This is a genomic window from Sediminicola arcticus, assembly GCF_040566695.1.
In the GTDB taxonomy this organism is placed as follows: Bacteria; Bacteroidota; Bacteroidia; order Flavobacteriales; family Flavobacteriaceae; genus Sediminicola; species Sediminicola arcticus.
Genome location: NZ_JBEXAE010000003.1, coordinates 158,303 through 181,579 on the forward strand (window position 1 = coordinate 158,303; position 23,277 = coordinate 181,579).

Sequence of the window (23,277 nt, forward strand, 5' to 3'; positions counted from 1 at the left end):
CACTAATTGGGCAAGTCACAACAATGTTTTTTTATAAGATCTTCTTTTTTATATATTTGATTTGTAATTAATAACTATATAGGCCTATACAGAAAAATTACTTTTTAGAATTTACCTAAATAACTAGAAGACCTTTCCTAAAGGGGAGGTTCCTAATTTTAACTAAAAAAAAGTAATTTGTATGGAACTACAGATTGATGACTCAGTATTAGTAAGAGATTATATTGCCGGAAATGAAAAGGCTTTAGAAACCTTAATCAACAGACACAACCAAAGAATCACCAGCTTCATTTACTCAAAAGTATTGGACAGGGATGTAACAGAGGATATCTTTCAAGATACCTTTATCAAAGTGATCAAAACCTTAAAAAAAGGATCCTATAGTGAAGAGGGTAAATTTTTACCTTGGGTAATGCGCATATCGCATAATCTTATTATAGATCACTTTAGAAAGAACAAAAGGATGCCTATGTTCGAAGGGAGTGATGATTTTAATATTTTCTCTGTAATAGGTGATGACAAGTTAAATGCTGAAAAGCAACTTATAAAAGACCAAATAGATAGTGATTTACGAAGCCTTATCGAAGAACTTCCAGACGATCAAAAAGAAGTACTTCTAATGCGTATCTACAAGGACATGAGTTTTAAGGAGATATCTGAAAACACAGGAGTAAGCATTAACACTGCTCTAGGAAGAATGAGATACGCTTTGATCAACATGAGAAAAATCATAAACAAACATAATATCGTTTTAACGAATTAATATGCAGTAGGTCGTATTGTGCAATATTTCCATTTAAGTGGCGTTATCTTAACATAACAAAGCTATAACATATGGAAAGAATTTACTCTACAAAACGAAACACGTGCAAATTAGCTAAAGCATGTCCAGAAACTATTCAGTTTTTGATGAATTATTCTAGGTCTTTACAGATTCTGGAATATAAAAATATGCAGTTCGAAAACAATTTGAATTAACATCAACTAGTTCCGAAACAAAAATTTAAACAAAGACCTATTTATAGGTCTTTGTTTGTTTTGAGTAGTAAGAATTCAATATTGTTTTTCTGCCAATGGATTTGGTAATGACATCTTTCTCCAAGTTCCATCCCCTAGCAGGGGAATATTCACGACCATACCATATGATTTGAAGATGCAGATCGTTCCACAATTCTTTGGGAAACAGTCTTTTAGCATCCTTTTCTGTCTGTACCACATTTTTTCCATTTGTAAAACCCCAACGATACATTAATCTATGGATATGGGTGTCTACAGGAAAAGCTGGTATCCCGAATGCCTGAGCTACCACTACACTGGCAGTTTTATGGCCTACGGCCGGAAATTCTTCTAACAATGCGATATCCTTTGGAACTTCACCATTGTATTTTTCAATCAATATTTTAGACAAACCATGTATTCCTTTTGATTTCATTGGGGATAGCCCAACGGGTCGGATAATATCCCTAATTTCTTCTACACTTAACTTTACCATATCATATGGATTATCTGCCTGGGCAAACAATAAGGGAGTAATTTGGTTGACACGGACATCCGTGCTTTGTGCGGACATCAGTACAGCAATTAATAGGGTATAAGGATCTTTATGCTCCAAGGGAACTGGAATGGTTGGATATAAATCCTGAAGCGTACTGATAGTGAAGTCAACCTTTTCGGCTTTCGTCATTTTTGTTTAATTTTACAAAAGAAATATGAAACACGAATTTAATTAAAAAAACTATGAACACACTGAAAGAAGGTGAGAAAGTACCTGCATTTACCTCCCAAGATCAAGATGGTAATTCAATATCTTTAACCGACTATGCTGGTAAAAAACTAATTGTATTTTTCTACCCAAGGGCCAATACGCCTGGTTGTACTGCAGAAGCATGTAACCTTAGGGACAATTATTCAGAACTCCAAAAACAGGGTTATGAACTTCTCGGGGTTAGTGAAGACACACAAACCAAACAACAGAACTTTAAGAATAAATATGAATTTCCTTTTCCACTTTTGGCAGATGAGGATCATACGGTTATCAATACGTTTGGGGTTTGGGGACCAAAAAAATTCATGGGTAAAGAATATGATGGTATCCACAGAAAAACCTTTATCATAAATGAAAAGGGCATCTTGACCAAGGTCATAGACAAAGTAAAGACCAAAGATCATGCTGCCCAAATATTGGAATAGTTATATATATAAAATAAAAGCACCCTAATGCTCATTAGGGTGCTTTTATTTTATAAGGTCAATTTTATTTACTCGCCTCTGTTTTTACCAATTTTTTAGTAAATAAATCCTTCTCTTTGATGATTTCAGCTATTCCTTCTGGAAGTTCAGCTTCCCAGCCATCTTCCTTGTTAATTATTTTTTTCAAAACATCCCTAGAGAAGATATGTAGTATTTCTGGGTCGTAATCGATGATATCCATTACTTTACCATTGTACTTAAAGAATTTGTACAGCTCTTTCATTCTAGGATGTACCTTAACATTATTACTGGTCATAATTTGCCCAGTTTCTTCATCTTTCATAGGATATAGGTACACCTTGAGATCTTTAAAGAAAAGTTTGCCAAATGCCTCCAAAATACCTCCACTTAAATGCCTGTAGTATTTCTCATCAAAAACTTCCACTAAGTTATTTACCCCCATGGTAAGACCAATTCTAGACTTAGTGTAATTGTTGAAATATTCTACCAGCTTGTAATACTCTCGGAATTTGGAGATCATTACTGTATGACCTAGGGAACATAGCAATTCTGCCCGGTCCATAAAATCCTGTTCGTCTATTTCGCCTGAGGCTTTTAGGTTGGAAAGGGTTATTTCAAAAATAACGATGGTATTATTAATGTCTACTGTTTGTTCCCGAACAAAAATATCGTAGGACTTTTGGAACATATCCAAATTCACTTTGGTTACAGGTCTAAAACTTCCCCTTAAGGCCAAAATATTTTTCTTATACAGGATGGCAGCAGGTAACAAGTTATTACCATCAGGACCAAACATTACCGCATCGGTCATATCGTTCTTAATGAGCTGAAGGCTCATTAAACGGTTATCTACGTGTTTAAAGTTGGGTCCTGAGAAATTGATCATATCAATTTCAATGGTGTCCTTATCTATATGATCATAAAGATATCTCAATAATTTTTTGGGTTGATCATACTTATAAAATGCTCCGTAAATCAGATTCACCCCTAAAATGCCCAATGTTTCTTGTTGTAGTCTAGCTTCATTCTGCCTAAAACGAATGTGCAAAACTATCTCATCCCATTCCTTTTGATTGGGATCTAATTGAAAACGTATTCCAACCCACCCATGGCCTTTAAATTTCTTAGCAAAATCGATTGTGGCAACAGTGTTGGCATAGGAAAAAAAGAGTCGGTCTGGATGTTTCTGACGACTAATACGCTCTTCGGTTAGTTGTATTTCATATTCCAACATTCTCTTTAACCTAGATTGTGTCACATAACGGCCATCAGGTTCAATACCATAAATGGCGTCACTAAAATCCTTATCGTACGCGCTCATGGCTTTTGCAATGGTTCCAGAAGATCCACCAGCCCTAAAGAAGTGCCTTGCAGTTTCTTGGCCTGCACCAATCTCGGCAAACGTACCGTATATATCTGGGTTTAAATTTATCCTCAAGGTTTTAGCCTTAATGGAGGGGATATTTTCAAATGCGATGTCTTTATTTAGGACAGAAGCCATTCTTGTTGTTTTACGTGCCACAAAGTTAAAAAGATTGGGGTATCTATTTGATAAATATGTTATAAATTTGGAATAAATAGGAGATACGTTGAAAATTACTTTTTTAGGCACTGGAACTTCACAAGGAATACCTGTAATTGGGAGCTCGCACCCTGTTTGCTTAAGTGAAAATCCCAAGGATAAAAGACTTAGAGTATCGGTTATGGTGTCTTGGGACAATTTTAATTACGTTATTGACTGTGGACCTGATTTTAGGCAGCAGATGTTGACTCATAAAGTCAGTAAAATAGACGGGATTTTATTTACCCACGAACATGCCGATCATACCGCAGGTATAGACGATATCCGACCTTTTTTTTTTAGGCAAGGGGATATTCCAGTTTATGCCCATCAACGCGTTGCAAACTCTTTACAAACTAGATTTGATTATATTTTTGCAGGAGAAAATAGGTACCCGGGAGCTCCGGCAGTGGAAGTTAACATTGTAGAAAACAATTACCCTTTTAAGATTGGAAATACCAATGCTATTCCGGTTGAGGCATACCATAACCGATTACAGGTATTTGGATATCGAATTTTTGACTTTGTCTATTTAACAGATGTAAAAACTATATCTAATGAAGAAGTAGAAAAAATAAAAGGGGCAAAGGTGTTGGTTATAAACGCCTTACGAGAAGAGCCTCACCATTCCCATCTAAATTTAGAGGAAGCGTTGGCATTTGTGGACAAGGTAAAGCCAGATAGAGCCTACTTTACACATATCAGCCATATGTTAGGTTTTCATGAAGAGGTGGAGAAAAAGCTTCCAAAAAATGTACATTTGGCCTATGATAATTTAATACTAAACCTTTAAGAACCTTATCTATTCATGAAGAGTAAAATATTTTCATACCTATTCATCTTTGCTTCTTTAATAGCCCTTTACCAATTTGTTAGCGCCAACAATATGGTCAAAGATAAAAATGGAAAGATAGAGAATCTTGAAAAGGACATTACACAAATGCAAGATTCTATACAGAAACTCAACATAAAAGTCTTAGATGTGCAGTATTTTACATTGGATAATAATGACGATGCCTTAGCATATTATGACCATTTGAAATTAGAGCAACCAACACGTTATATAGAGGATAAATTGTTGGAAACTAATGAACAAAAAGGGGATAATCCTCTAGTTCCGTACGAAGGAATGGAAGGAGATTTTAAAATCAATAAAATTAAAACCTTAAACCATAAATGGATTATTGCTGATTTTTCTGATGGTCAGTATTGGGGTGAAGTTTTATTGAAGTATGAACTTAAGGATGATCTAAGTGCAGATTTTACCTTATTGGATCATCTGCTGTACACGCGCATTAATTAAATTTTATCTTCGAGCCATTTTTTAAAGGAATAGAAGTTTTGTGGTGCAACTCCGTGTCCTACTGGGAACTCTTCATATTTGTGCTCCACACCGAGGGTTTCTAAGATTTGTGGTGCTTTCTGTGCCCATTCTGGAGGAATTACTTGATCTGCCTTTCCATGAGAAGCATATATTTTAAGGCTTTTATGGTCCTTATTTTTAAAATCTGTGGTCAGTAAATTTTCGTTGATATAACCACTAAGAGCTACAACATTCTTTATCTTTTCAGGATAGGATAATGCTACGGCATAACTAAGAATAGTTCCTTGACTAAAGCCAAGCAAGGTAATTCTGTGGTCGTTCAAATGGTAGGTTGCACAGGCCTCGTCTATAAATTCCACAATTTTTTCCCTCGCAACAATAGCTTGTTCTTCATCACTCCATTTTCCATTTTGGGCATCAAAATTTATGGCATACCATGCGTTTCCGTGCGGTGGAAGGGGAAAAGGAGCTCTTACAGATATAATACAGAGTTCCTCTGGTAATTCATTGGCAAAGGAAAACAGATCTTCTTCATTGCTCCCATATCCATGCAACATGAACATTACTGGAGCTTTACCTGTTTTTAAAGATGAAGGTCTTATAATATGATGAAGGGATAAAGGTGCTGTTGTCATGTTATTGAATGAATGTGAACCATTTTTGAAAGAATTCTCCGACTAGGGGAACAATTTGTTTTTTACTAGAAATAGCTCCAATAAACCCGTAACCCCATAAAATCAAATAAGAGATATATAGTCCATACCAGGCATAAGCATTGAACCATTGACTTAAAAATAGCGCAAATCCAAGAAAAAATAAATGCAATCCAAAGGCCTGACGTATGTGGAAACGTGCAAAATCATTTTTAGGCTCCATGTTCATGGTAATAGCAATTAATGCTCCTACCATTGTGAAATAGGCTATTATAGCTGTGGCCCTCCCTTTTTCAGTGTTTTCCATTAAATATTTATTAAATAATTTGTCCATTTGAGATAATACCTACTGCCTTACCTTTTAACTTGGTGCTTAAGAACATGCTATTTTTGGAGGTGGATAAAATGTTCCTAACATCAAAAGTATATTCCAGGTCTGGGTCAAAAAGCGTTAATGTGGCTATTTCCCCTTCTTTTATAATAGGTGTTTTTAGACCAAAACGCTCTCTTCCTTTGGTCAAAAGGGCAATGGTTAAATCAAAATCAAAAAGGATATTTAGTCCACCAAATGCACTCTCCAGACCAATGCTGCCGCTCTCGGCATTATCAAATTCTACTCTTTTTTGTTCAATGTCCATAGGTATATGATCAGAAGTAACCATATCTATTGTGCCGTCTTTTAGTCCTTTTAACAATGCTTTTACGTCATTATAGGTCCTTAAAGGTGGCATAGTTTTATAATGGGTGTCAAATTCTACCAAACGTTCATCTGTAAAAAACAAATTATGGATTGCTACACTACAGCTTACATCTAGTCCTTTCTTTTTTGCTTCTGCAATAAGTTTAACGGATCTAGAAGTGGAGATAGTAGGTATATGTAATTTACCCCCTGTATATTCTAAAATAAACAGGTCCCTAGCTATTTGTAATTCTTCTGCTAAGGACGGAATACCCTTTAATCCTAGCCGAGTGGACACTTCTCCTTCGTTTACCAGACCTTTCCCCGCAATTTTAAGATCCATTGGAAAGGACATGACCAGACCATTGAAATTCTGTGCATATTGCAAAGCAATTTTCAACAAGTTAGAATTTTCTACCGCATGTTTAAAATCATAATATCCAATCGCTCCTGCACTTTTCATATCATAAAGTTCGGCTAGATCTCGGCCTTCTCCTCTGACGGTTAAACATCCTAACGGATACATATTTGTGGCATGTCCTTTGGCAGCATTCTTTAGAAAAACTATATCAGAACTAGAGTCAGGAATAGGGTGGGAGGTAGGATTAAGTACAATATCGGTAAAACCACTTTTGGCAGCAGTTTGCAATCCGTTTGAAATAGTTTCTCGCTCCTCATAGCCTGGTTCTCCAAAACTAACACTGCTATCGAACCAACCAACGGAAACATGCAAATTAGATTGTTCTATAACCTTTGTCTTAGAAGGCGTCTCTATTTTAACGGCAATTTTTTCAATGATGCCATTTTTTATAAGGATATCACGATGTTTTAAATGAAGGTCCTTGTTATTTATATCGAATATTTTAACGGATTTTAAAAGTATGTTCATTTAAAAATTTTTTGGATAAGAACCTCGACCAATACAAATAGTAATGCAAAAATAATAAACCATTTCCAAAGCTCGGTTATGCCATTCTCTTTTTCAAGTGATTGGAACAAGGAATTTATGGAGTCTGACCTAGAAGAGGCGGGTAAGTTGTCTATTTCCATAAATCGGAGCTCACTTTCGCTCCTTGGATAATTAAAACTAATATTTTTAAAAGTCCTCTCTTTTTCATTAATGGAGTAAAGGCCATCTTTAGTTGGTACACTGCCAAAATTTAAACTTGTTTTATTGTTATAGGCTTTCTGTTCAGGGATAACTTCATTTCTGTTCTGCGATAGCTTTATAATCTGATCTTTACCTAAACTGATAGATAGGTCTATAGTTCTGTCTCGTCCCACTATTTCATACAGATTGGCCATTTTAAGGCTATTGATTCCCATGGTATATAAAGTAGGGACAATTAAAGGGGAGTTTTTAAAATTAGAAACATCTTGGGATAATGGTGCTGTAAAAAAATAGAACCCGTTTAAACCAATTAAAAATGGAGCCCCATTTTCATAAACAAGTAATTGGGGTGCTTCGGTTTTAACGTTATAATATTCTGATACTTTGGGATATTGAAAATTCACTACTTTTTTGTCAAAAACATTTTGATAAAGTGGGTGCGAAAAATTGATGCTCACGATATTGTGTTCTCCAATTATTTTCTGAGACAATCCAGTTTTAAAAAAACCATTTATTAGGGTGTTATAAGAATTTGAAACTATATTTTTTGAAGGAATAATCAATAAACTACCACCATTATCTTTGAATTTGCGTAAAACGGAGGTCAAAGAGTTAGGTATTTCGTCTAGTTCATTCAAAATAATTAAATTTTGCTTGTCTATGGCGCTATAATCCAACTCCTTCGTTGGCGTATTGGAATATAAAAATTCATCTTCCGTAAAAATTCGGATCAAGAAATTATCATCAGCCTCATTGATGCCTAATACACTAATCTTTTCTTTAGGCGCTATATTAAAATAAAGCACATCATCATAGCTGAGCCCTGAATCTGTAATTTCCAAGGTTCCATTTATTTCCGAATTATAGGGGATGGTAAATGAAACAGTGGCCTTTTTATTAACAAATTGGGCAGAGGTCTTGGCAAATAATTTTCCAGAATTAAATAAGGAGACAGGGATGTTTTCTAGGTCCGAGTTAGTGGATAGGAGGGCTTCTAGTTCTATATTGTCCGCAGAATTGGAAGAAACGTAGATAGAATCCAAGGATACATTTTCTAAATCGCCAGATGTTAATTGAATTAGATGACTCTTGTAATAATTAGAAGTATCAGCCAACTTTAAAGCCATCCCTTCTTGAAAATCAGATATGACCACCAAATTTTTAAGGGTAGGTTTGGAGGCATCAAAATAGGTGCTTCCTTTGAGATATATATCCTTTAAAATGAGCTGGTTGGTAGAATGGGTAAGGCCTATAAGTTCGTTCTGAATATCTTTTAGTTTAGTATTTCTAAAGACTCTATCATTGGTAAAAAGTGTAAAGGACTGATCTTTTGGTAAAGACTTTATTAATTGCTGAACCCCTGTATTTAAAAGGGTTTCATTGTCATTTTTAGCCTGAAGGCTGAAGGAATTATCCAAATAAATAACGGTTTCCTTTTCTTGAAGTGCTATTTTTTCTGAAAAGAAGGGTTGTGTAAAGGCAAGGATCAAAGAAGTGAACAGGAGTATCCTACTAGCCAAAAGCAGCCATTTTTTAAGATTACTGCTTTTTTTAGACTGGGTTAAAACCTTTTGTAAAAGCTGTACATTGGTAAAAGGTGTCTTTTTAAACCTTCTCAGTTGAAAAAGATGCACAATAATGGGAATCAGTAGTAGTAATAAAGCCCAAAGTAGTTCCGGATGTTTAAACTGCATTCCTAAATTTAGTTTTCCAAATATAAATAAAAACACCCACTCCTTTGAATCCAATGGAGCTTTAATTTCTCATTATCACAAAGGAATTTCATATAGTTTCAAGATTTTTCTAGTTGTTCTAAAATGTTGGGATGGCGTTAAAATTAATTTACAATTCAACAAAAGAAAAAGTAGTCTTTTAGTGTGTTCATTTGCAATTCCTTAAGGTAGTCTCGGATAAAACTCTGGGCCTCATGATTAGCTACAGTGATGATGACTTGTGGTTGCTTATACTCTTTTAAAGTGCTGAAATGTTGTAGCTCCTTTCCATAAATTTCCTTTCCAATTTTATTTGGATTGTTGCAGATCCAATAGAAATTTACCCTCTTGTTTAATAAGTTTTGAGCTAGGTTCTTTCCTTTTTTCCCTGCTCCCCAAACTACTAAAGGTCTAAATTGCTGATAGTTTAATTTTAAAAAATAGCGAAGTTTAATTTCCAAAAAATAATTTTGGGCATAGTGTTCACTTGTTCTTGAAGCCCTATAATCATAGTCTCTCCAAAAGTGTAGGACTTCATTACTAGGAATACATTTTAGTCCCTGTTCATAGAATCTAAAAGCCAAATCATAATCTTCTGGATAGCGCTTGGGCTGAAAGGAGTTGCATTTTTCTAGGTCCGACCTATGTAGCATCCAACAGGGAGAGGGGATAGGGCATTCCTTATAAATCTCTGTGAAATTAGCACCAGTATGGGTAAGTCTGTTCAACCACTTTTCATATTTATAATAGCCATCGCGAATCTCTCCCTCACAAAAATATTTTACTTTTCCTATGGCTAAATGGCCTAGGCCATGAGATATCAATCCTTCTAACATAGAATCGATCTTATTTTCAGCCATTATATCATCAGAATCCATTCTGGTTATATAGTTGCCCTTACAAAGCGAATACGCCATTTTTAATGCCTCTATAATGCCCGATCCTTCATTTTTGAAAACATGTATTCTAGAATCTTTTGTTTCATATTGTTTCATAATGGACAAACTAACATCTGTACATTGATCATCAATAGCAATAATCTCCCAATTCGTATTTGTTTGCGCCAGAATAGAATCTATACAAGCAGGCAAGAATTCCGAGGTGTTTTTAAAGGGAATCAAAATACTAACCAATAGCTCTTGCATGAGGTACAAGGTATTAAATTTAAGTAGGATTAGCTTGAATTTTCATCGCTTGAAATTGTAGGGTCCGATTGAATTCTAAAAAAAAATAGTCCAAATCACTGATTGAATTTCTTCCTTACAATGATTTGGACTACTACCAATTATCAATATTTTTTTAGCGCTTTCTTAGTTCAAAAAGGTCTTTTCTTCTATCCCTCAAGTTCTTTACAGCTCCAAATTGATTTAGTTCTCGAAGCAATTCCACATCTACGTCTACAATTAATATCATTTCTGTGTTTGGGGTAGCCTCAGCTTTAATACCGTTTGCAGGAAAGGAAAAGTCACATGGTGTAAACACCATGGATTGTGCATATTGGATGTCCATATTATGTACCTTGGGAAGGTTACCTACGCTTCCGGCAATAGCTACATAGCATTCATTTTCTATGGCTCTTGCTTGTGAACAATTACGAACCCTAGAAAATCCATTTTGGGTGTCGGTTAGGTAAGGAACAAACAAAATATCCATACCATCATCGGCCAATATTCTGCTTAATTCAGGAAATTCTGAATCATAGCAGATTAATATACCTATTTTACCACAATCTGTGTCAAATGTTTTTAATTGGTTCCCGCCTTGAAGGCCCCAAATTTTAGCTTCATCAGGGGTAACATGTAATTTTTCATAACGCTCCTTTGTACCATCGCGCTTGCACAAATACCCCACGTTGTAAAGTCGGCCATCTACTATTTCTGGCATACTCCCAGAGATGATATTTATATTATAGCTTATGGCTAATTTGGTGAATTGTTCTACAATAGCTTCTGTGTGTTTGGCCAATTCCCTAATAGCGGCAGGTTCCGATAAATGGTTGTTTTCTGCCATCAATGGAGCATTGAAAAACTCTGGAAAAAGCGCAAAATCTGATCTGTATCCAGATACGGCATCTACAAAGTACTCTACCTGTTGCATTAGCTCTTCCAAATTTTTATATGGTCGCATTTGCCATTGTATAAGGCCAAGTCTTATCAATGTTTTTGTGGTTTCTGCTTTCTTCTGAGGTTTTGTATAGTAAATGTTGTCCCATTTCAACAACATGGCATATTCACCAGAAGCTTCATCCCCTTCTTGATAACCTTTCAATAATTTTTCAGGATGGAAATCATTGGCCATTTGAAAATTGAGGACAGGATCATTGATTTCTTTTCTTTTAACCTTAGCTATATATTCTTTTGGAGATATTTTTTCAGCATATTTATGATAATTTGGGATTCTTCCGCCAAAGGCTACGCCTTTTAAATTAAGCCTTTCGCATAATTCCTTTCGGTAATCATAGAGTCTTCTTCCCAAGCGCATTCCCCTAAATTCTGGTTTTATAAAAACATCAATGCCGTAAAGAATATCTCCGTCAGCACTATGGGTAGAAAACATATAATCTCCCGTAATTTCTTGATAGGTATGTTGATCATCAAACTTGCTATAATCCACAATGATGGATAAGGCACAGCCAACAATCATATTATTAATTTTTAATACAACTTGCCCTTCTGGAAATTTTTTGATCAGGGTATCTATTTGATGTTCTCTCCAGTAGGAATTAGGAAAATTCGTATAGGAGGCAATCATGGCGTTTTTTAGCTCTTGGTAATCATCTATGCTTAAATATTTAAGCTCAATATTTTCAATTTCTTTCATTTCAATTACAACTAATTAGAGTTTTAAAGGTATTGATAAATTATCATTTGAAAAAAAATCCTTTGCATTCCTTACCACTAGTATTAATTCTTTAGCGGTCAGATTTTTAGTAGGATAATATGCTCCTGCAGATAGTACTTGAGTGCATAGAATGACAATAGTTTTTCTATTTCAATGCTTTTAGAATAGCCGCCTTAGCTAAAGGGTCCATAACTTTGTAGCCCAGGGTATTGGGATGAATCCCATCATAGGTGTACATCGCTTGGAGGCCATTTTTAGAGTCTACCATATCGGAGAAATAATCCAAATAAACGTGGCCTTTGGTTTCCGCATATTCTTTAATAGATTTATTTAATGCAATAACCTTCAGTGATGGCTCTAATCCTGGAGCCCAAGGAAAATCGTATGCAGGTAAAACGGAAGACAATACCACCTTGATGCCATGTGCATTTGCCAATTCTGCCATGGAATATATATTGTCCTCAATCATTTTTTGGGTAGAAAGTCCTGTATTTCCAGCAATATCATTGATGCCAGCCAAGATAACTACTACTTTTGGCTTTAGGTCCAAGACATCTTGTCTAAACCTTAGTAACATTTGAGGGGAAGTTTGTCCACCAATACCTCTATTAATGTAAGCATTATTCTCAAAAAATTGTGGATTGTGATCACTCCATCCTTCTGTTATGGAGTTTCCCATAAATATAATGCGGTCCTCCTTAATGACCTCTTTCTGTAAAGTTGTGTTAGCTTCCGCGTATTTATTTAAATTGGCCCAATCCTGAGCAAACAATGATCCTGTCATAAATATAATAAGGAATAGAGAGGTTAAAGTCAATTTTAGCAACCACATTTTAGACTAATTTTTTTAGGGCAACATGGTACATAAATAGATTAGATTAAGAAACCTTTCTAATAGGATTAAGTCCCAAATCTACCTTTATTTCATCGCCAGAAATAATCTTAGCAATTATTTTAGTCCCAGGGAATTGTTCTAATATGATTTTAATAAAAACAGTAATGGGAATTGCCAAAATTAAACCAGGAACTCCCCATATATATCCCCAAAGCATGAGCATTACCAAGATTGTTATTATATTGATTGAAAATGATTTACCCATGAAAATTGGCTCTAAAATAGAACCAAATAAAACCTGTACTCCTGTAATAGAAAGGATAAAGAAAAGGAGCACGTTCCCTGAATCTATACCTACAAAAGCAAATATGCTCAACAATATAACCGTTACAAAAGATCCTATCATTTGTACAAAATTTATAAGAAATGCAAATAGCCCCCAAAATATTGGAAAATTTACATCAAAAAAATAGCAGGCTAATCCCGTCCCTATGCCTGTGAATAAACTTACTAAAAACTTGACCTTAATAAATTTAATCAAGTCATTTTCAATTTTCATGAATGTCTTGACCGATGCATGCTTTTGTTTTATAATCGTAGAGTTTAAAAGCTTTTGAACGTTTATGGATTCTGAAAGCCATAATACAGCAAAAAAAACAGTCATCAAAAGCATCGTAAGGGTGCTTCCTATAAAATTGAGCGTTGGCACAAAATTATTTGCAATGCTTTCCTTATTTAAAAATTGGCCGTAAATATCTTCACCTTCAACTAATTGCATACCTATTGATTCTTCCAGATCAACAATAAGGATATTTAATTTAGCCTCTGCCTGTACTAAAAATGATTCTTCGGTTGATAGGATTTCATTACTAGTAAGCTGTATCAATTCTCCTCCAAGTTTAAATACCCCGGCAATAATCAATACAATGACCACAATGCTTAGAGGTTTAGGGATTCTTTTTTTGTTCATGCCTCTCAGTAATGGAAGGAAAAGTAATGCTATGAACATGGAGGACACTAGGGGTATAAATATAAATGACAATATTTTTAGCAAATAAAAAACCAAAGGCACTACAATTACTAATAATAAAATATTCGTTGTCCTAAAATCCTTCATTTTCTAATTTTTATAGTACATAACCCTAAATTTTCTGCCCCCACAAGATAGAACGTATTAATTTTGCAATTGGAGTTTTTGAGATTCAATTTGACTAGTTATAAAATTCCATAATTTTATCCTATGTTCCAAAGACTTTTTGGCAACCTTTAAGGTTTCATCCCACTTAGTTTTATCTTCTCCACATAGTTCTGATATCATTTTTAGGGATAAAGGGCCATGCTCGTGACCATCGATTTCTATATGCCTTATAAAGTAATAATGAAGTTTACTATAGGATTTGGAGGTGTCTCCTTTTTCTTCATTTTTTATAATTTCAATAAACATGTCAGGAATTAAATCTTCCCTGCCAAACGTAAAGGCAGAAGCTATTAAGTGCGGCTTGCCTGTAGCGATGATACTAAATGTGAATTCAACAAATTGCCTTACGACAATTTCCAGTTTAACTTCGTCACAAGCTTCTGAAACCTCTTTATTTTCATTAATCAATTCAATGAAATGTCTAATTTGAGAAGTGTTAGCATTAATTTGGTCCATGGCATCCAAGTACATGTCAAAATGACTTTTTGGCTCTCCTAGTTCGTTTATATCACTTTCCTCTCCATGAACAATTTCATTGATAAACCTAGCCAATGTTGCGTTTGGTCTTGGAGTCCAAGGGACACTAGTACAAGTTAAATTTATTTGCAAGGCCTTAAGCAGCGACATAAAATCCCAAACAGCATAAACATGATGTTTCATAAAAACTTTAATATCTTCAACTTTTGATAATTTGGAGTACAAATGATGGTTGGCCAATTGTTCTCTTAATCCAGCGATTTCCTTTTCAATTCTTTCTATTTTTTCCATTATTGAAATATAATAGGACCCACCGAATAGTTAACCTTTAATATTACCCTATATGGTATTTTAAAAACTAATGCGGAAGGTGCAATTTTTTATGTAAATATAAAAGACACACCCATTAAAATGAAGGGCTTTAACAAGAATATAAGATTATTAATCACTAATGCAAAGATGACAAATGCGTATTGTGAACAGAATTATCCGGGAGTTCAAAAAGCTCTAACTCAAAATAGGGAACAGCTGCTAGTAAGTGGTCAAAAATATCCGCCATGATGTATTCATAATTCTCCCATCTTCTATCGCTGCTAAAGGCATATACCTCCAAAGGGATTCCTTGAGCGGTAGGAGGAAGGTGCCTTGCCATGAGCATCATGTTTTTGTTGATAGCAGAGTGGCTGGCAACATAGCTCTCCACATATTTTCTAAAGACCCCAATGTTGGTTAAATTCCTTCCATTAATGGCTAATTCTTTATTGATATTATTTGCTTTATTATAGGTTTCAATATCATTCTCCCTTTTTTCCAAATAAGCTGCAATAAGCTCAATCCCCTTTAATCTTTCAATATCTTCCTTAGTGAGATATTTGATGCTTTTTTGTTTGATGATTAGCGCCCTTTTAATTCTTCTTCCGTCAGAATTTACCATGCTCCTCCAGTTCTTGAAAGAATCGGAAATTAAGGCATAGGTAGGGATAGTGGTGGTGGTGTTATCAAAATTTCGGACTTTTACGGTGGCCAAATTAATTTCTGTTACATCACCATCTGCACCATATTTTTCAAAAGTGATCCAATCTCCAATACGCACCATGTCGTTAATGGAAACTTGTATGCTAGCAACGAAACCTAAAATTGTATCCTTAAATATTAGAATGACCACGGCAGAAGCCGCTCCTAGAGTGGTTATAAATTTAATAAATGGAAATCCGGTTACTATAGCCAGAGCAGATGTTAAACCAATTACCCAAGCAAAGATCATAAATACCTGAATATAACTATCTATGGGCTTATCTTTGAGGTGGGGTAAGGTCTTAAAGTAACTTTTTAATGTATTCAATAAACTTCGAACGATCCATAGGGTCAAAATAATGCTAAATACATGAAGCACCTTCTCAGCTAAACTGTCTACATATTTAAAATCTACTAGTACTGTTGGCATGAATTCCTTCGCAAGGAGCAGAGGAACAATATGGGCTACATTAAGCGGTACCTTATTGGTTACCATAAAATCATCAAAAGTTGTAGTCGTCTTTTTAGCGAACGCAGTAAAGGCTTTGATAAGAATTTTTCTTATAATAAAGTCGACGATACTTATGATTAGTAGCATCCCGATGAAAAGCGACAACATATTGAAATACTTCGACGCGGTTTCTGAAAAACCAATAGAAATAAAATAATTGTATAGCCAATGCGCTATTTCTGGAAAAAAAACTTCTTTTTGAAACGTCATATCTCCGGTAAAAGTATCAAATAGAAACTATTAATCAAGCTGTATTAACAACCTTTTATAGAATATGGTCCATTCATTTTTTTATTATGAAATCGCGCTAAAAATTGTGATGATAATTTTTAAGTTGGAGATAAAAGTAGAAATAGTCCTGCCGCTACTATTGCTCCGATTATGGGGCCTAAAACAGGGACCCAAGCATACCCCCAATCATTACTATTCTTATTCTTGATAGGTAAAACCGCATGAACAATTCTAGGGCCTAAGTCCCTAGCAGGATTAATAGCATAACCGGTAGTTCCGCCTAAAGAAAGTCCTATCGCCCAAACTAGAAATGCCACAGGAATTGCCCCTACAGATCCTAGGCCTACAGCGATATTTGATTCGGTTATTGAAGCATCCGTGAAATACAAAATGGTGATTATCAAAACAAATGTGCCTACAATCTCACTAATGAGATTCGTTGGGTAATGTTTTATGGCTGGCGATGTACAAAAGACTGCTTTTTTCGCATCCCCGCTGTCCGTAACATTAAAATGTTTGCGATAAACGGTCCATACCATCAAGGAACCAACCATTGCACCAATAAATTGGGCAAGAATATACAATGGGACAGACTCCCAAGCAAATTTTCCTGCTACAGCTAAGCCAATGCTAACTGCAGGGTTTAAATGGGCTCCGCTATAGGGTGCGGACACAACAACCCCAATGTAAACCGCAAGGGCCCAGCCCGTGGTTATCACTATCCAGCCACTATTATTACCCAAGGTTTTATGTAATACAACATTCGCGACAACACCTCCACCTAATAAAATGAGAAGTCCTGTGCCAATAATTTCTGCTATAAAAGGTGTCATAGTTTAAATGGTTTGGTTGATATAATTATTGAGCCCAAAATTGAAGAGCGGATATCGCTTTGTACCATCCTTTGATACCTTTTTCAATTTCTTCGCGTTCCATGGTAGGGGTGAAGTGCACATCAGTCTGCCATATTTCCTGTATTTCCTCCAGATTATCCCAATATCCAACAGCTAATCCAGCCAAGTAAGCAGCTCCCATTACCGTGGTTTCTATCACTTTTGGTCTTACTGTAGTAGTATTTAAAACATCGGACTGAAATTGCATTAAGATATCATTCACCGTTGCACCACCATCTACCCTTAACTCCTTAATGGTCAGTTTTGCATCTGCTTCCATTGCCTTTAATATATCCATAGTTTGATAAGCTATAGATTCAATAGCCGCTCTAGCAATGTGGGCATCAGTAGTACCCCTAGTTATACCAAATATAGTTCCTTGGGCTTTTTGGTTCCAATAGGGAGCTCCTAAACCAGCAAAGGCAGGCACAAAATAGACCCCCTCAGTATCGCTGACAGAGCCTGCTAGTTTTTCAACATCAGAGGACGTCTTTATAATTTTTAATCCATCCCTTAGCCATTGCACTACTGCACCGGCAATAAAGACACTTCCCTCAAATGCGTAGGTAGTTTTTCCATTTATTTTCCAAGCAACGGTAGTTAATAAATTATTATTTGAAACTATTGGTTTTTCGCCAATATTCATAAGCATAAAACAACCGGTGCCGTAGGTGTTTTTAACCATTCCGGGTTTGGTACACATCTGCCCAAACAACGCGGCTTGTTGATCACCAGCAATTCCTGCTATAGGAATTTTACCGGCAATTATTGTTCCAGAGGTATGTCCATAAAGTTCACTGGACTGTTTAACTTCCGGAAGCATACTCTTTGGGATCTCGAAAAGTGACAACAATTCCTCATCCCATGTCATAGTATTAATATTAAAAATAAGGGTTCTGGAGGCATTGGTAACATCTGTAATATGCTTTTCTCCCAAGGTCATCTTCCATATCAACCAAGTATCAATGGTCCCCATAATCAAATCTCCATCTTCGGCCCTTTTACGTGCGCCATCTACATGATCTAAGATCCATTTTACCTTAGTTGCAGAAAAATAGGAGTCGATGACCAAACCCGTTTTTTTTCTAATAAGATCAGATTTGCCTTTTTCTTTTAATTCATCGCAGTATTCGGCCGTTCTCTTATCTTGCCAAACAATGGCGTTATAAACTGGTACACCAGTCTTTTTGTCCCAAACAACTACGGTTTCCCTTTGATTTGTAATCCCAATAGCAGCAATATTATTACCGTTCAATCCCTTTTTAACCAAAGCCTCTGCAGCTATGCCAGCTTGAGTTGACCAAATTTCCATTGGATCATGTTCTACCCAACCAGGTTTTGGAAAATATTGAGTAAACTCCTTTTGAGCAGCAGAAACTATGTTCCCTTTTTTGTTAAAAATAACAGCTCTAGAGCTAGTGGTTCCCTGATCAAGGGCAAGAATATATTGGTCCATATATTGAATATAAAAAGAATTAATCAAAATCTAATGGTTAATATTTTATGTTGTTGGTTGACTTTGTATGATATAGTTTTTTGCTAATGATTTAAATGCTGAAATTTGTGATGTTTTCCATTCTATTGTTTTGTCAAGTTCCTTTGCTAAAATATCAGCTACTACTGGAGCCATTTCAACAGCTGCCCTAGCATCAAGAAATAATACCCTGACACGTCTAGCCAGAACATCTTCTATGGTACGCGCCATTTCATTTCTGACAGCCCAAACCACTTCTGCCTTTAAATAATCTAATTTTGGATGTAATTTCTCACCGAGTTCTTGGTCTTCTTCTATTAACTTTTTTATTTCTTGATAATCCGTACCGTAAATATACAAGTGATCGTTTCTGTCTACAATTTCAGTAGATCCATGTATGGAAAGAGAAGCAGTCTTGCAGCTTTCCTTATTTAATTTACCAATGGCAATTACCTTGTTTATGGTGTCCTGTGCCATTCTTCGATAGGTGGTCCATTTACCGCCAGTTATGGTAACAAGCCCTGAATTAGATACAATGATTTTATGACTTCTAGATATTTCCTTTGTTTTTTCAGACTTATCTTGTGGGGCGGCTAAAGGTCTTAGTCCCGCATACATACTTAAAACATCTTTTTTTTCTACTTTTTTAGTCAAATACCGATTAGCAGTGGTAAGAATAAAGTTGATTTCCTCTTCCAGCGCTATCGGTTCTAAGCTATGACTGTCCAAAACAGTGTCCGTAGTTCCAACTACAACCTTATTATGCCAAGGAACTAAGAACAATACTCTCCCATCGTCCGTTTTTGGAATCATAATGGCGTCATCTCCAGGTAAAAAGGATTTGTCCAAAACCAAGTGTATTCCTTGACTAGGACGTACCATATTTTTGGCATGTTCATTATCCATTTTTAGGATTTCATCTGTAAACACTCCTGTAGCATTTATTACGGCTTTGCCATTTAGAGTATACGTTATGCCTGTCTCTTTGTCAATGGCAATTACACCGTTTACTTTTCCAATATCATCTTTAGTCAGTTTTTGTACTTCAAAATGATTGAGAAGGGTAGCTCCTTTTTCAATTGCTGTCTGGGCAATATTGATAGCTAGTCTAGAATCATCAAATTGTCCGTCTTGATATACTACGCCACCTTTTAAATGTTCGGTACTTAATGTTTTTAATCTTCTATGGGTTTCTTTCTTATTAATATGAAATGATTTCCCTAAACTTAGTTTTCCTGCTAATAGATCGTAAATTTTGAGGCCAGTGGTATAAAAGATGCCACCCCACCATCTGTAGTTCGGAATAATAAAGGATTGATTCGTAACTAAATGAGCAGCGTTTTTAAGCATTAAACCCCTTTCATATAATGCCTCCCTTACCAACCCAATATCTCCTTGTGCCAAATAGCGCACACCCCCATGAACTAATTTTGTACTTCTACTAGATGTTCCTTTGGCAAAATCTACTTGTTCCAACAGAACTGTTTTGTAGCCCCTACTAATGCTGTCTAATGCTATACCTAGACCAGTGGCTCCACCACCAATTATGATTACATCCCAGTCTTCGTTTCTTTTTAAACCTTTAAGGATGATTTCTCTTTGAAAAATATTCACGCGATTTACTTTTAATTCATATCAATAATAACAAGAATTATTGGAACTTAAAAAGCAATATGAAACAAAAACGAAATAAAACGAAAAAATTATTTTTATTTTTATCGTTTATTCTGTTTTTTTATTGACTAAATGTTTCATTTTATTACATATTTTATCATTTTTGTATATTACGGAAAGTCATATTTGTTTTATGAAAAGACATCAGGATATTTTAGAAAGATTGCAAGAGGTGAAGTACGTGGAAGTGTTAGATCTCTGCCAGAGTTTGAATGTTTCAGCAGTGACAATCAGAAAGGATTTAAAAATATTGGAAGAAAAAGGATTATTATTTAGAACCCACGGGGGAGCCTCATTGGAAAACCCTTATATAAATGATAGACCCGTTAATGTGAAAGAAAAGATATCCGTATCGCAAAAAAATGAAATAGGGGAAGCTGCATCGCGACTCATTCTGGAAAACGATTCTATCATGATTGCTTCAGGCACTACTGTTCAGGCATTAGCAAGGTGTATTAGGCCCAAAGGAAAATTAACCGTAATCACTTCGTCTTTAAATGTGACCTTAGAACTTATAAAGTTTAGAGAAGTGGAAGTATTACAATTAGGAGGTTATGTGAGGCACAGCTCGTCCTCTGTAGTGGGAAATTACGCTGCTCATATTCTGGAGAATATATCTTGTAGTAAATTATTTTTAAGTGTAGATGGGATAGATTTGGAATACGGATTAAGCACCACTCACTTGGAGGAGGCACAGCTCAACAAGAGGATGTTATCGGCAGCAGAAAAAATTATACTATTAGTGGATTCTTCAAAATTCGGAAAAAAGAGTTTTGCCAAAATTTGTGATCTGGATCAAATAGATGAAATCATTACCGACAGGGGAATTTCTCCATCCTTAATTGAAAAATTGGAAGAAAAAGGAATCAAGGTAACGGTAATTAACCATTAAGCTTATTTATTGTTTGAACAGTTCTCCAGGCTCTTCGGCGCCTTTATCCAACAACCACTTTTTTGCCTCTTTTGGTTCTACGAACATGCGCATGTAGGCTGCTCTATTTATTGCTACACTCTCTGTAAGTTTGTCCATATGATAAGGCGGCCAAACTACCGCTAACTTTACTTTGGAACGTAAAATTTCTGCAATTTTTTCGCCAATAAAAAAACGATCAATAGTAGGTGCATCTGTGTCCTCTAATTCTCCGCCATCTAATAGCATCCTGTAAATTTTATTAGATTGGCAGGAGTCTAATATGATTTCGGGCATTCTAATAAAGTCCTGAAAAAGATAGGATCCATTAATTTTCATAACAATATGGTCTCTCTTGATCTCAAAATTGTAGGTACATTTTAACATTCCAGTATAAAATTGAAAAGAGCTATTTCAAAAAAACAAAATATGGCAGCCTAAAGTCAATAGCTGCCACATTCTTAAATAGTTAATATTTTGCAGATTTACCTGTTGCACTGGAATTTTTAATAAACTCCCGTATATCGTTATTTGCTTTTTGCAAATCTTCCCTTCTCAAATACATCATATGTCCACTTCTATATCCATTAAAACTAAAGCGATCTTTCATACGACCACTTGGATCTATCTGCCACATAGTGTATTTAGCATTAAAGTAAGTAGTTGCACCATCGTAATACCCAGATTGGAACATCACCTTTAAATAAGGATTTTGCGCCATGGCCTGTCTCAAGTTATCCCTTGTATCGTCATCACTATCATCCCAAGGATTAACAGGACCGAACATATTATATTTTATATCTGTTTTGAAATTTAATTCTTCTTGCAAATAATAATTAATTGCCGGGGTAAAAGAATGCAACCAAGATGTTAGCTCGGAATTATAGTCAGGAGAATCACCGGCTAATTGTTTGTCCATACCTAAATATCGAGAATCTAATCTGCCAATGGTATAACCGCTTTTATCCCTCAAAAGAGCTTTCCAAAAATAACTTGTTGGAACCACCAAATTATGCTCCAAGATCTCTTTTTCGGTTAGCCCAGAGTAATAGGACATTTTTTTTGCAACCTCCATTCTTTCGGCATCAGATATAAATCCACCTTTGGCCAAAGCTGGAATTAAGGTGTTCAAGGTATAGTTTTCCGATTCTGGTAAAATTTCTAAAAGATCTTTTTGTTGAAGGGCCGGATCTAATGCTTTCTGGTACCAAGCCGCTGCTGTAAAATAAGGTAAATTTAAAGCGTCCGATACTGGTCCACCAACTCGGATCACCTTATAATCTGCTGGGGAAACCATTATTACCCCATTCAAATACATCCATTGTCTATTTTGTAGTTCCAATGCCAAACCTGCAATCCTTGTGCCACCATAGCTTTCTCCGATGATGTATTTAGGGGAGCGCCATCTATTATTGCGTGTTACAAATGTGTTCAGCCACTCAGCCAAATATTTTATATCCGCATTGATTCCAAAAAATTTAGATCTATCAACTTCCTTACCACTTACAGGTATAGTTCTGGAATATCCGGTATTGGCAGGATTTACATATACGATATCTGCAACATCTAAAATGGAATAAGGATTTTCTTTAACACCATAGGGCTGCACAGGAAAACCTTCATCGTCAATTTTAAGTATTCGTGGTCCTGTATAAGCTAAATGCATCCAAACAGAACCAGAACCTGGTCCGCCATTAAAGGAAATAACTAACGGCCTTTCCTCCCTATCTTTTATATTGTTTCTAGTGTAATAGGTATAATGAAGTGCCGCTATAGGTTTTCCCATTTCGTCCCAAACGGGCTGCGTACCCGTTTTAGCGGTGTAACTGAAGGTAGCTCCATTTGCTGTGACACTATGTTGGGTTACAACTGTGGTATCTATAGGTAAACTTCTATCCTGTGCTTTAGAAAGAAGAAAGGAACAAGCAATAAGAAAAATGGAAAGGGTAGTTTTTTTGAACATAGTTT

General features: G+C 35.6%; 22 protein-coding genes. 5 read left to right on the forward strand and 17 right to left on the reverse strand.

The window, feature by feature from the left end; genetic code table 11:
* The first annotated feature begins 181 nt into the window (after positions 1–181).
* Complete coding sequence (locus ABXZ36_RS07355; RefSeq protein WP_354614861.1) at positions 182–763, forward strand: RNA polymerase sigma factor; 582 nt, start codon at positions 182–184, stop codon at positions 761–763.
* Between the two features lie 252 nt (positions 764–1,015).
* On the opposite strand, the gene ABXZ36_RS07360 is transcribed toward ABXZ36_RS07355, so the two are convergent.
* Entirely contained in the window at positions 1,016–1,684 is a 669-nt protein-coding gene (locus tag ABXZ36_RS07360) for an endonuclease III domain-containing protein (protein WP_354614862.1), read from the reverse strand.
* A 53-nt stretch (positions 1,685–1,737) separates the two neighbouring features.
* Between ABXZ36_RS07360 and bcp the strand changes: the two genes are divergently transcribed.
* Positions 1,738–2,190, forward strand: a complete 453-nt coding sequence (bcp, locus tag ABXZ36_RS07365) for a thioredoxin-dependent thiol peroxidase (protein ID WP_354614863.1) — start codon at positions 1,738–1,740, stop codon at positions 2,188–2,190.
* 64 nt (positions 2,191–2,254) lie between these two features.
* Here the strand turns inward: bcp and ABXZ36_RS07370 are convergent, their stop codons facing one another.
* Positions 2,255–3,712, reverse strand: coding sequence for a TonB-dependent receptor (locus ABXZ36_RS07370; protein WP_354614864.1), 1,458 nt, complete (start codon positions 3,710–3,712; stop codon positions 2,255–2,257).
* Between the two features lie 88 nt (positions 3,713–3,800).
* Between ABXZ36_RS07370 and ABXZ36_RS07375 the strand changes: the two genes are divergently transcribed.
* Together ABXZ36_RS07375 and ABXZ36_RS07380 are read left to right on the forward strand one after the other, a co-directional pair.
* Positions 3,801–4,565, forward strand: a complete 765-nt coding sequence (locus ABXZ36_RS07375) for an MBL fold metallo-hydrolase (RefSeq protein WP_354614865.1) — start codon at positions 3,801–3,803, stop codon at positions 4,563–4,565.
* A gap of 15 nt (positions 4,566–4,580) precedes the next feature.
* The gene (locus ABXZ36_RS07380; protein WP_354614866.1) at positions 4,581–5,075 is read left to right on the forward strand and encodes a hydrolase; all 495 of its coding nucleotides are present in this window, start codon (positions 4,581–4,583) and stop codon (positions 5,073–5,075) included.
* On the opposite strand, the gene ABXZ36_RS07385 is transcribed toward ABXZ36_RS07380, so the two are convergent.
* From ABXZ36_RS07385 to ABXZ36_RS07445, 13 genes are all read right to left on the reverse strand, one after another.
* On the reverse strand, positions 5,072–5,731 hold the full coding sequence (locus tag ABXZ36_RS07385) for an alpha/beta hydrolase (RefSeq protein WP_354614867.1): 660 nt from the start codon (positions 5,729–5,731) through the stop codon (positions 5,072–5,074). The two genes, ABXZ36_RS07380 and ABXZ36_RS07385, sit on opposite strands and share 4 nt — an antisense overlap.
* A gap of 1 nt (position 5,732) precedes the next feature.
* Positions 5,733–6,056, reverse strand: a complete 324-nt coding sequence (locus tag ABXZ36_RS07390; protein ID WP_354614868.1) for a hypothetical protein — start codon at positions 6,054–6,056, stop codon at positions 5,733–5,735.
* Positions 6,057–6,066: 10 nt separating this feature from the next.
* Entirely contained in the window at positions 6,067–7,317 is a 1,251-nt protein-coding gene (locus ABXZ36_RS07395; RefSeq protein WP_354614869.1) for a dihydroorotase, read from the reverse strand.
* The gene (locus ABXZ36_RS07400; RefSeq protein WP_354614870.1) at positions 7,314–9,233 is read right to left on the reverse strand and encodes a BatA domain-containing protein; all 1,920 of its coding nucleotides are present in this window, start codon (positions 9,231–9,233) and stop codon (positions 7,314–7,316) included. Before ABXZ36_RS07400 ends, ABXZ36_RS07395 begins: the two co-directional genes overlap by 4 nt.
* 155 nt (positions 9,234–9,388) lie before the next feature.
* Positions 9,389–10,396: a glycosyltransferase gene (locus ABXZ36_RS07405; protein ID WP_354614871.1), complete on the reverse strand. Its 1,008-nt coding sequence runs from the start codon at positions 10,394–10,396 to the stop codon at positions 9,389–9,391.
* 154 nt (positions 10,397–10,550) lie between these two features.
* The gene (locus ABXZ36_RS07410) at positions 10,551–12,071 is read right to left on the reverse strand and encodes a bifunctional GNAT family N-acetyltransferase/carbon-nitrogen hydrolase family protein (protein WP_354614872.1); all 1,521 of its coding nucleotides are present in this window, start codon (positions 12,069–12,071) and stop codon (positions 10,551–10,553) included.
* 166 nt (positions 12,072–12,237) lie between these two features.
* Positions 12,238–12,924 carry an SGNH/GDSL hydrolase family protein gene (locus tag ABXZ36_RS07415; RefSeq protein WP_354614873.1) on the reverse strand — a complete coding sequence of 229 codons (687 nt, stop codon included), beginning with the start codon at positions 12,922–12,924 and terminating at the stop codon, positions 12,238–12,240.
* Between the two features lie 46 nt (positions 12,925–12,970).
* On the reverse strand, positions 12,971–14,044 hold the full coding sequence (locus ABXZ36_RS07420; RefSeq protein ID WP_354614874.1) for an AI-2E family transporter: 1,074 nt from the start codon (positions 14,042–14,044) through the stop codon (positions 12,971–12,973).
* A gap of 57 nt (positions 14,045–14,101) precedes the next feature.
* The gene (locus ABXZ36_RS07425; RefSeq protein ID WP_354614875.1) at positions 14,102–14,893 is read right to left on the reverse strand and encodes a DUF3050 domain-containing protein; all 792 of its coding nucleotides are present in this window, start codon (positions 14,891–14,893) and stop codon (positions 14,102–14,104) included.
* 157 nt (positions 14,894–15,050) lie between these two features.
* Positions 15,051–16,337 (reverse strand): mechanosensitive ion channel family protein, encoded by a 1,287-nt coding sequence (locus ABXZ36_RS07430; protein WP_354614876.1) that lies wholly within the window; start codon positions 16,335–16,337, stop codon positions 15,051–15,053.
* A gap of 119 nt (positions 16,338–16,456) precedes the next feature.
* The gene (locus ABXZ36_RS07435; protein ID WP_354614877.1) at positions 16,457–17,191 is read right to left on the reverse strand and encodes an MIP/aquaporin family protein; all 735 of its coding nucleotides are present in this window, start codon (positions 17,189–17,191) and stop codon (positions 16,457–16,459) included.
* A gap of 25 nt (positions 17,192–17,216) precedes the next feature.
* Complete coding sequence (glpK, locus tag ABXZ36_RS07440; RefSeq protein WP_354614878.1) at positions 17,217–18,707, reverse strand: glycerol kinase GlpK; 1,491 nt, start codon at positions 18,705–18,707, stop codon at positions 17,217–17,219.
* A gap of 45 nt (positions 18,708–18,752) precedes the next feature.
* Entirely contained in the window at positions 18,753–20,339 is a 1,587-nt protein-coding gene (locus ABXZ36_RS07445) for a glycerol-3-phosphate dehydrogenase/oxidase (protein WP_354614879.1), read from the reverse strand.
* Positions 20,340–20,532: 193 nt separating this feature from the next.
* On the opposite strand from ABXZ36_RS07445, the gene ABXZ36_RS07450 reads away from it, so the two are divergent.
* Positions 20,533–21,291, forward strand: a complete 759-nt coding sequence (locus ABXZ36_RS07450; protein WP_354614880.1) for a DeoR/GlpR family DNA-binding transcription regulator — start codon at positions 20,533–20,535, stop codon at positions 21,289–21,291.
* Positions 21,292–21,297: 6 nt separating this feature from the next.
* Here the strand turns inward: ABXZ36_RS07450 and ABXZ36_RS07455 are convergent, their stop codons facing one another.
* Complete coding sequence (locus ABXZ36_RS07455) at positions 21,298–21,696, reverse strand: hypothetical protein (RefSeq protein WP_354614881.1); 399 nt, start codon at positions 21,694–21,696, stop codon at positions 21,298–21,300.
* A gap of 82 nt (positions 21,697–21,778) precedes the next feature.
* The gene (locus ABXZ36_RS07460; protein ID WP_354614882.1) at positions 21,779–23,272 is read right to left on the reverse strand and encodes a S10 family peptidase; all 1,494 of its coding nucleotides are present in this window, start codon (positions 23,270–23,272) and stop codon (positions 21,779–21,781) included.
* Between the last annotated feature and the right edge of the window lie 5 nt (positions 23,273–23,277).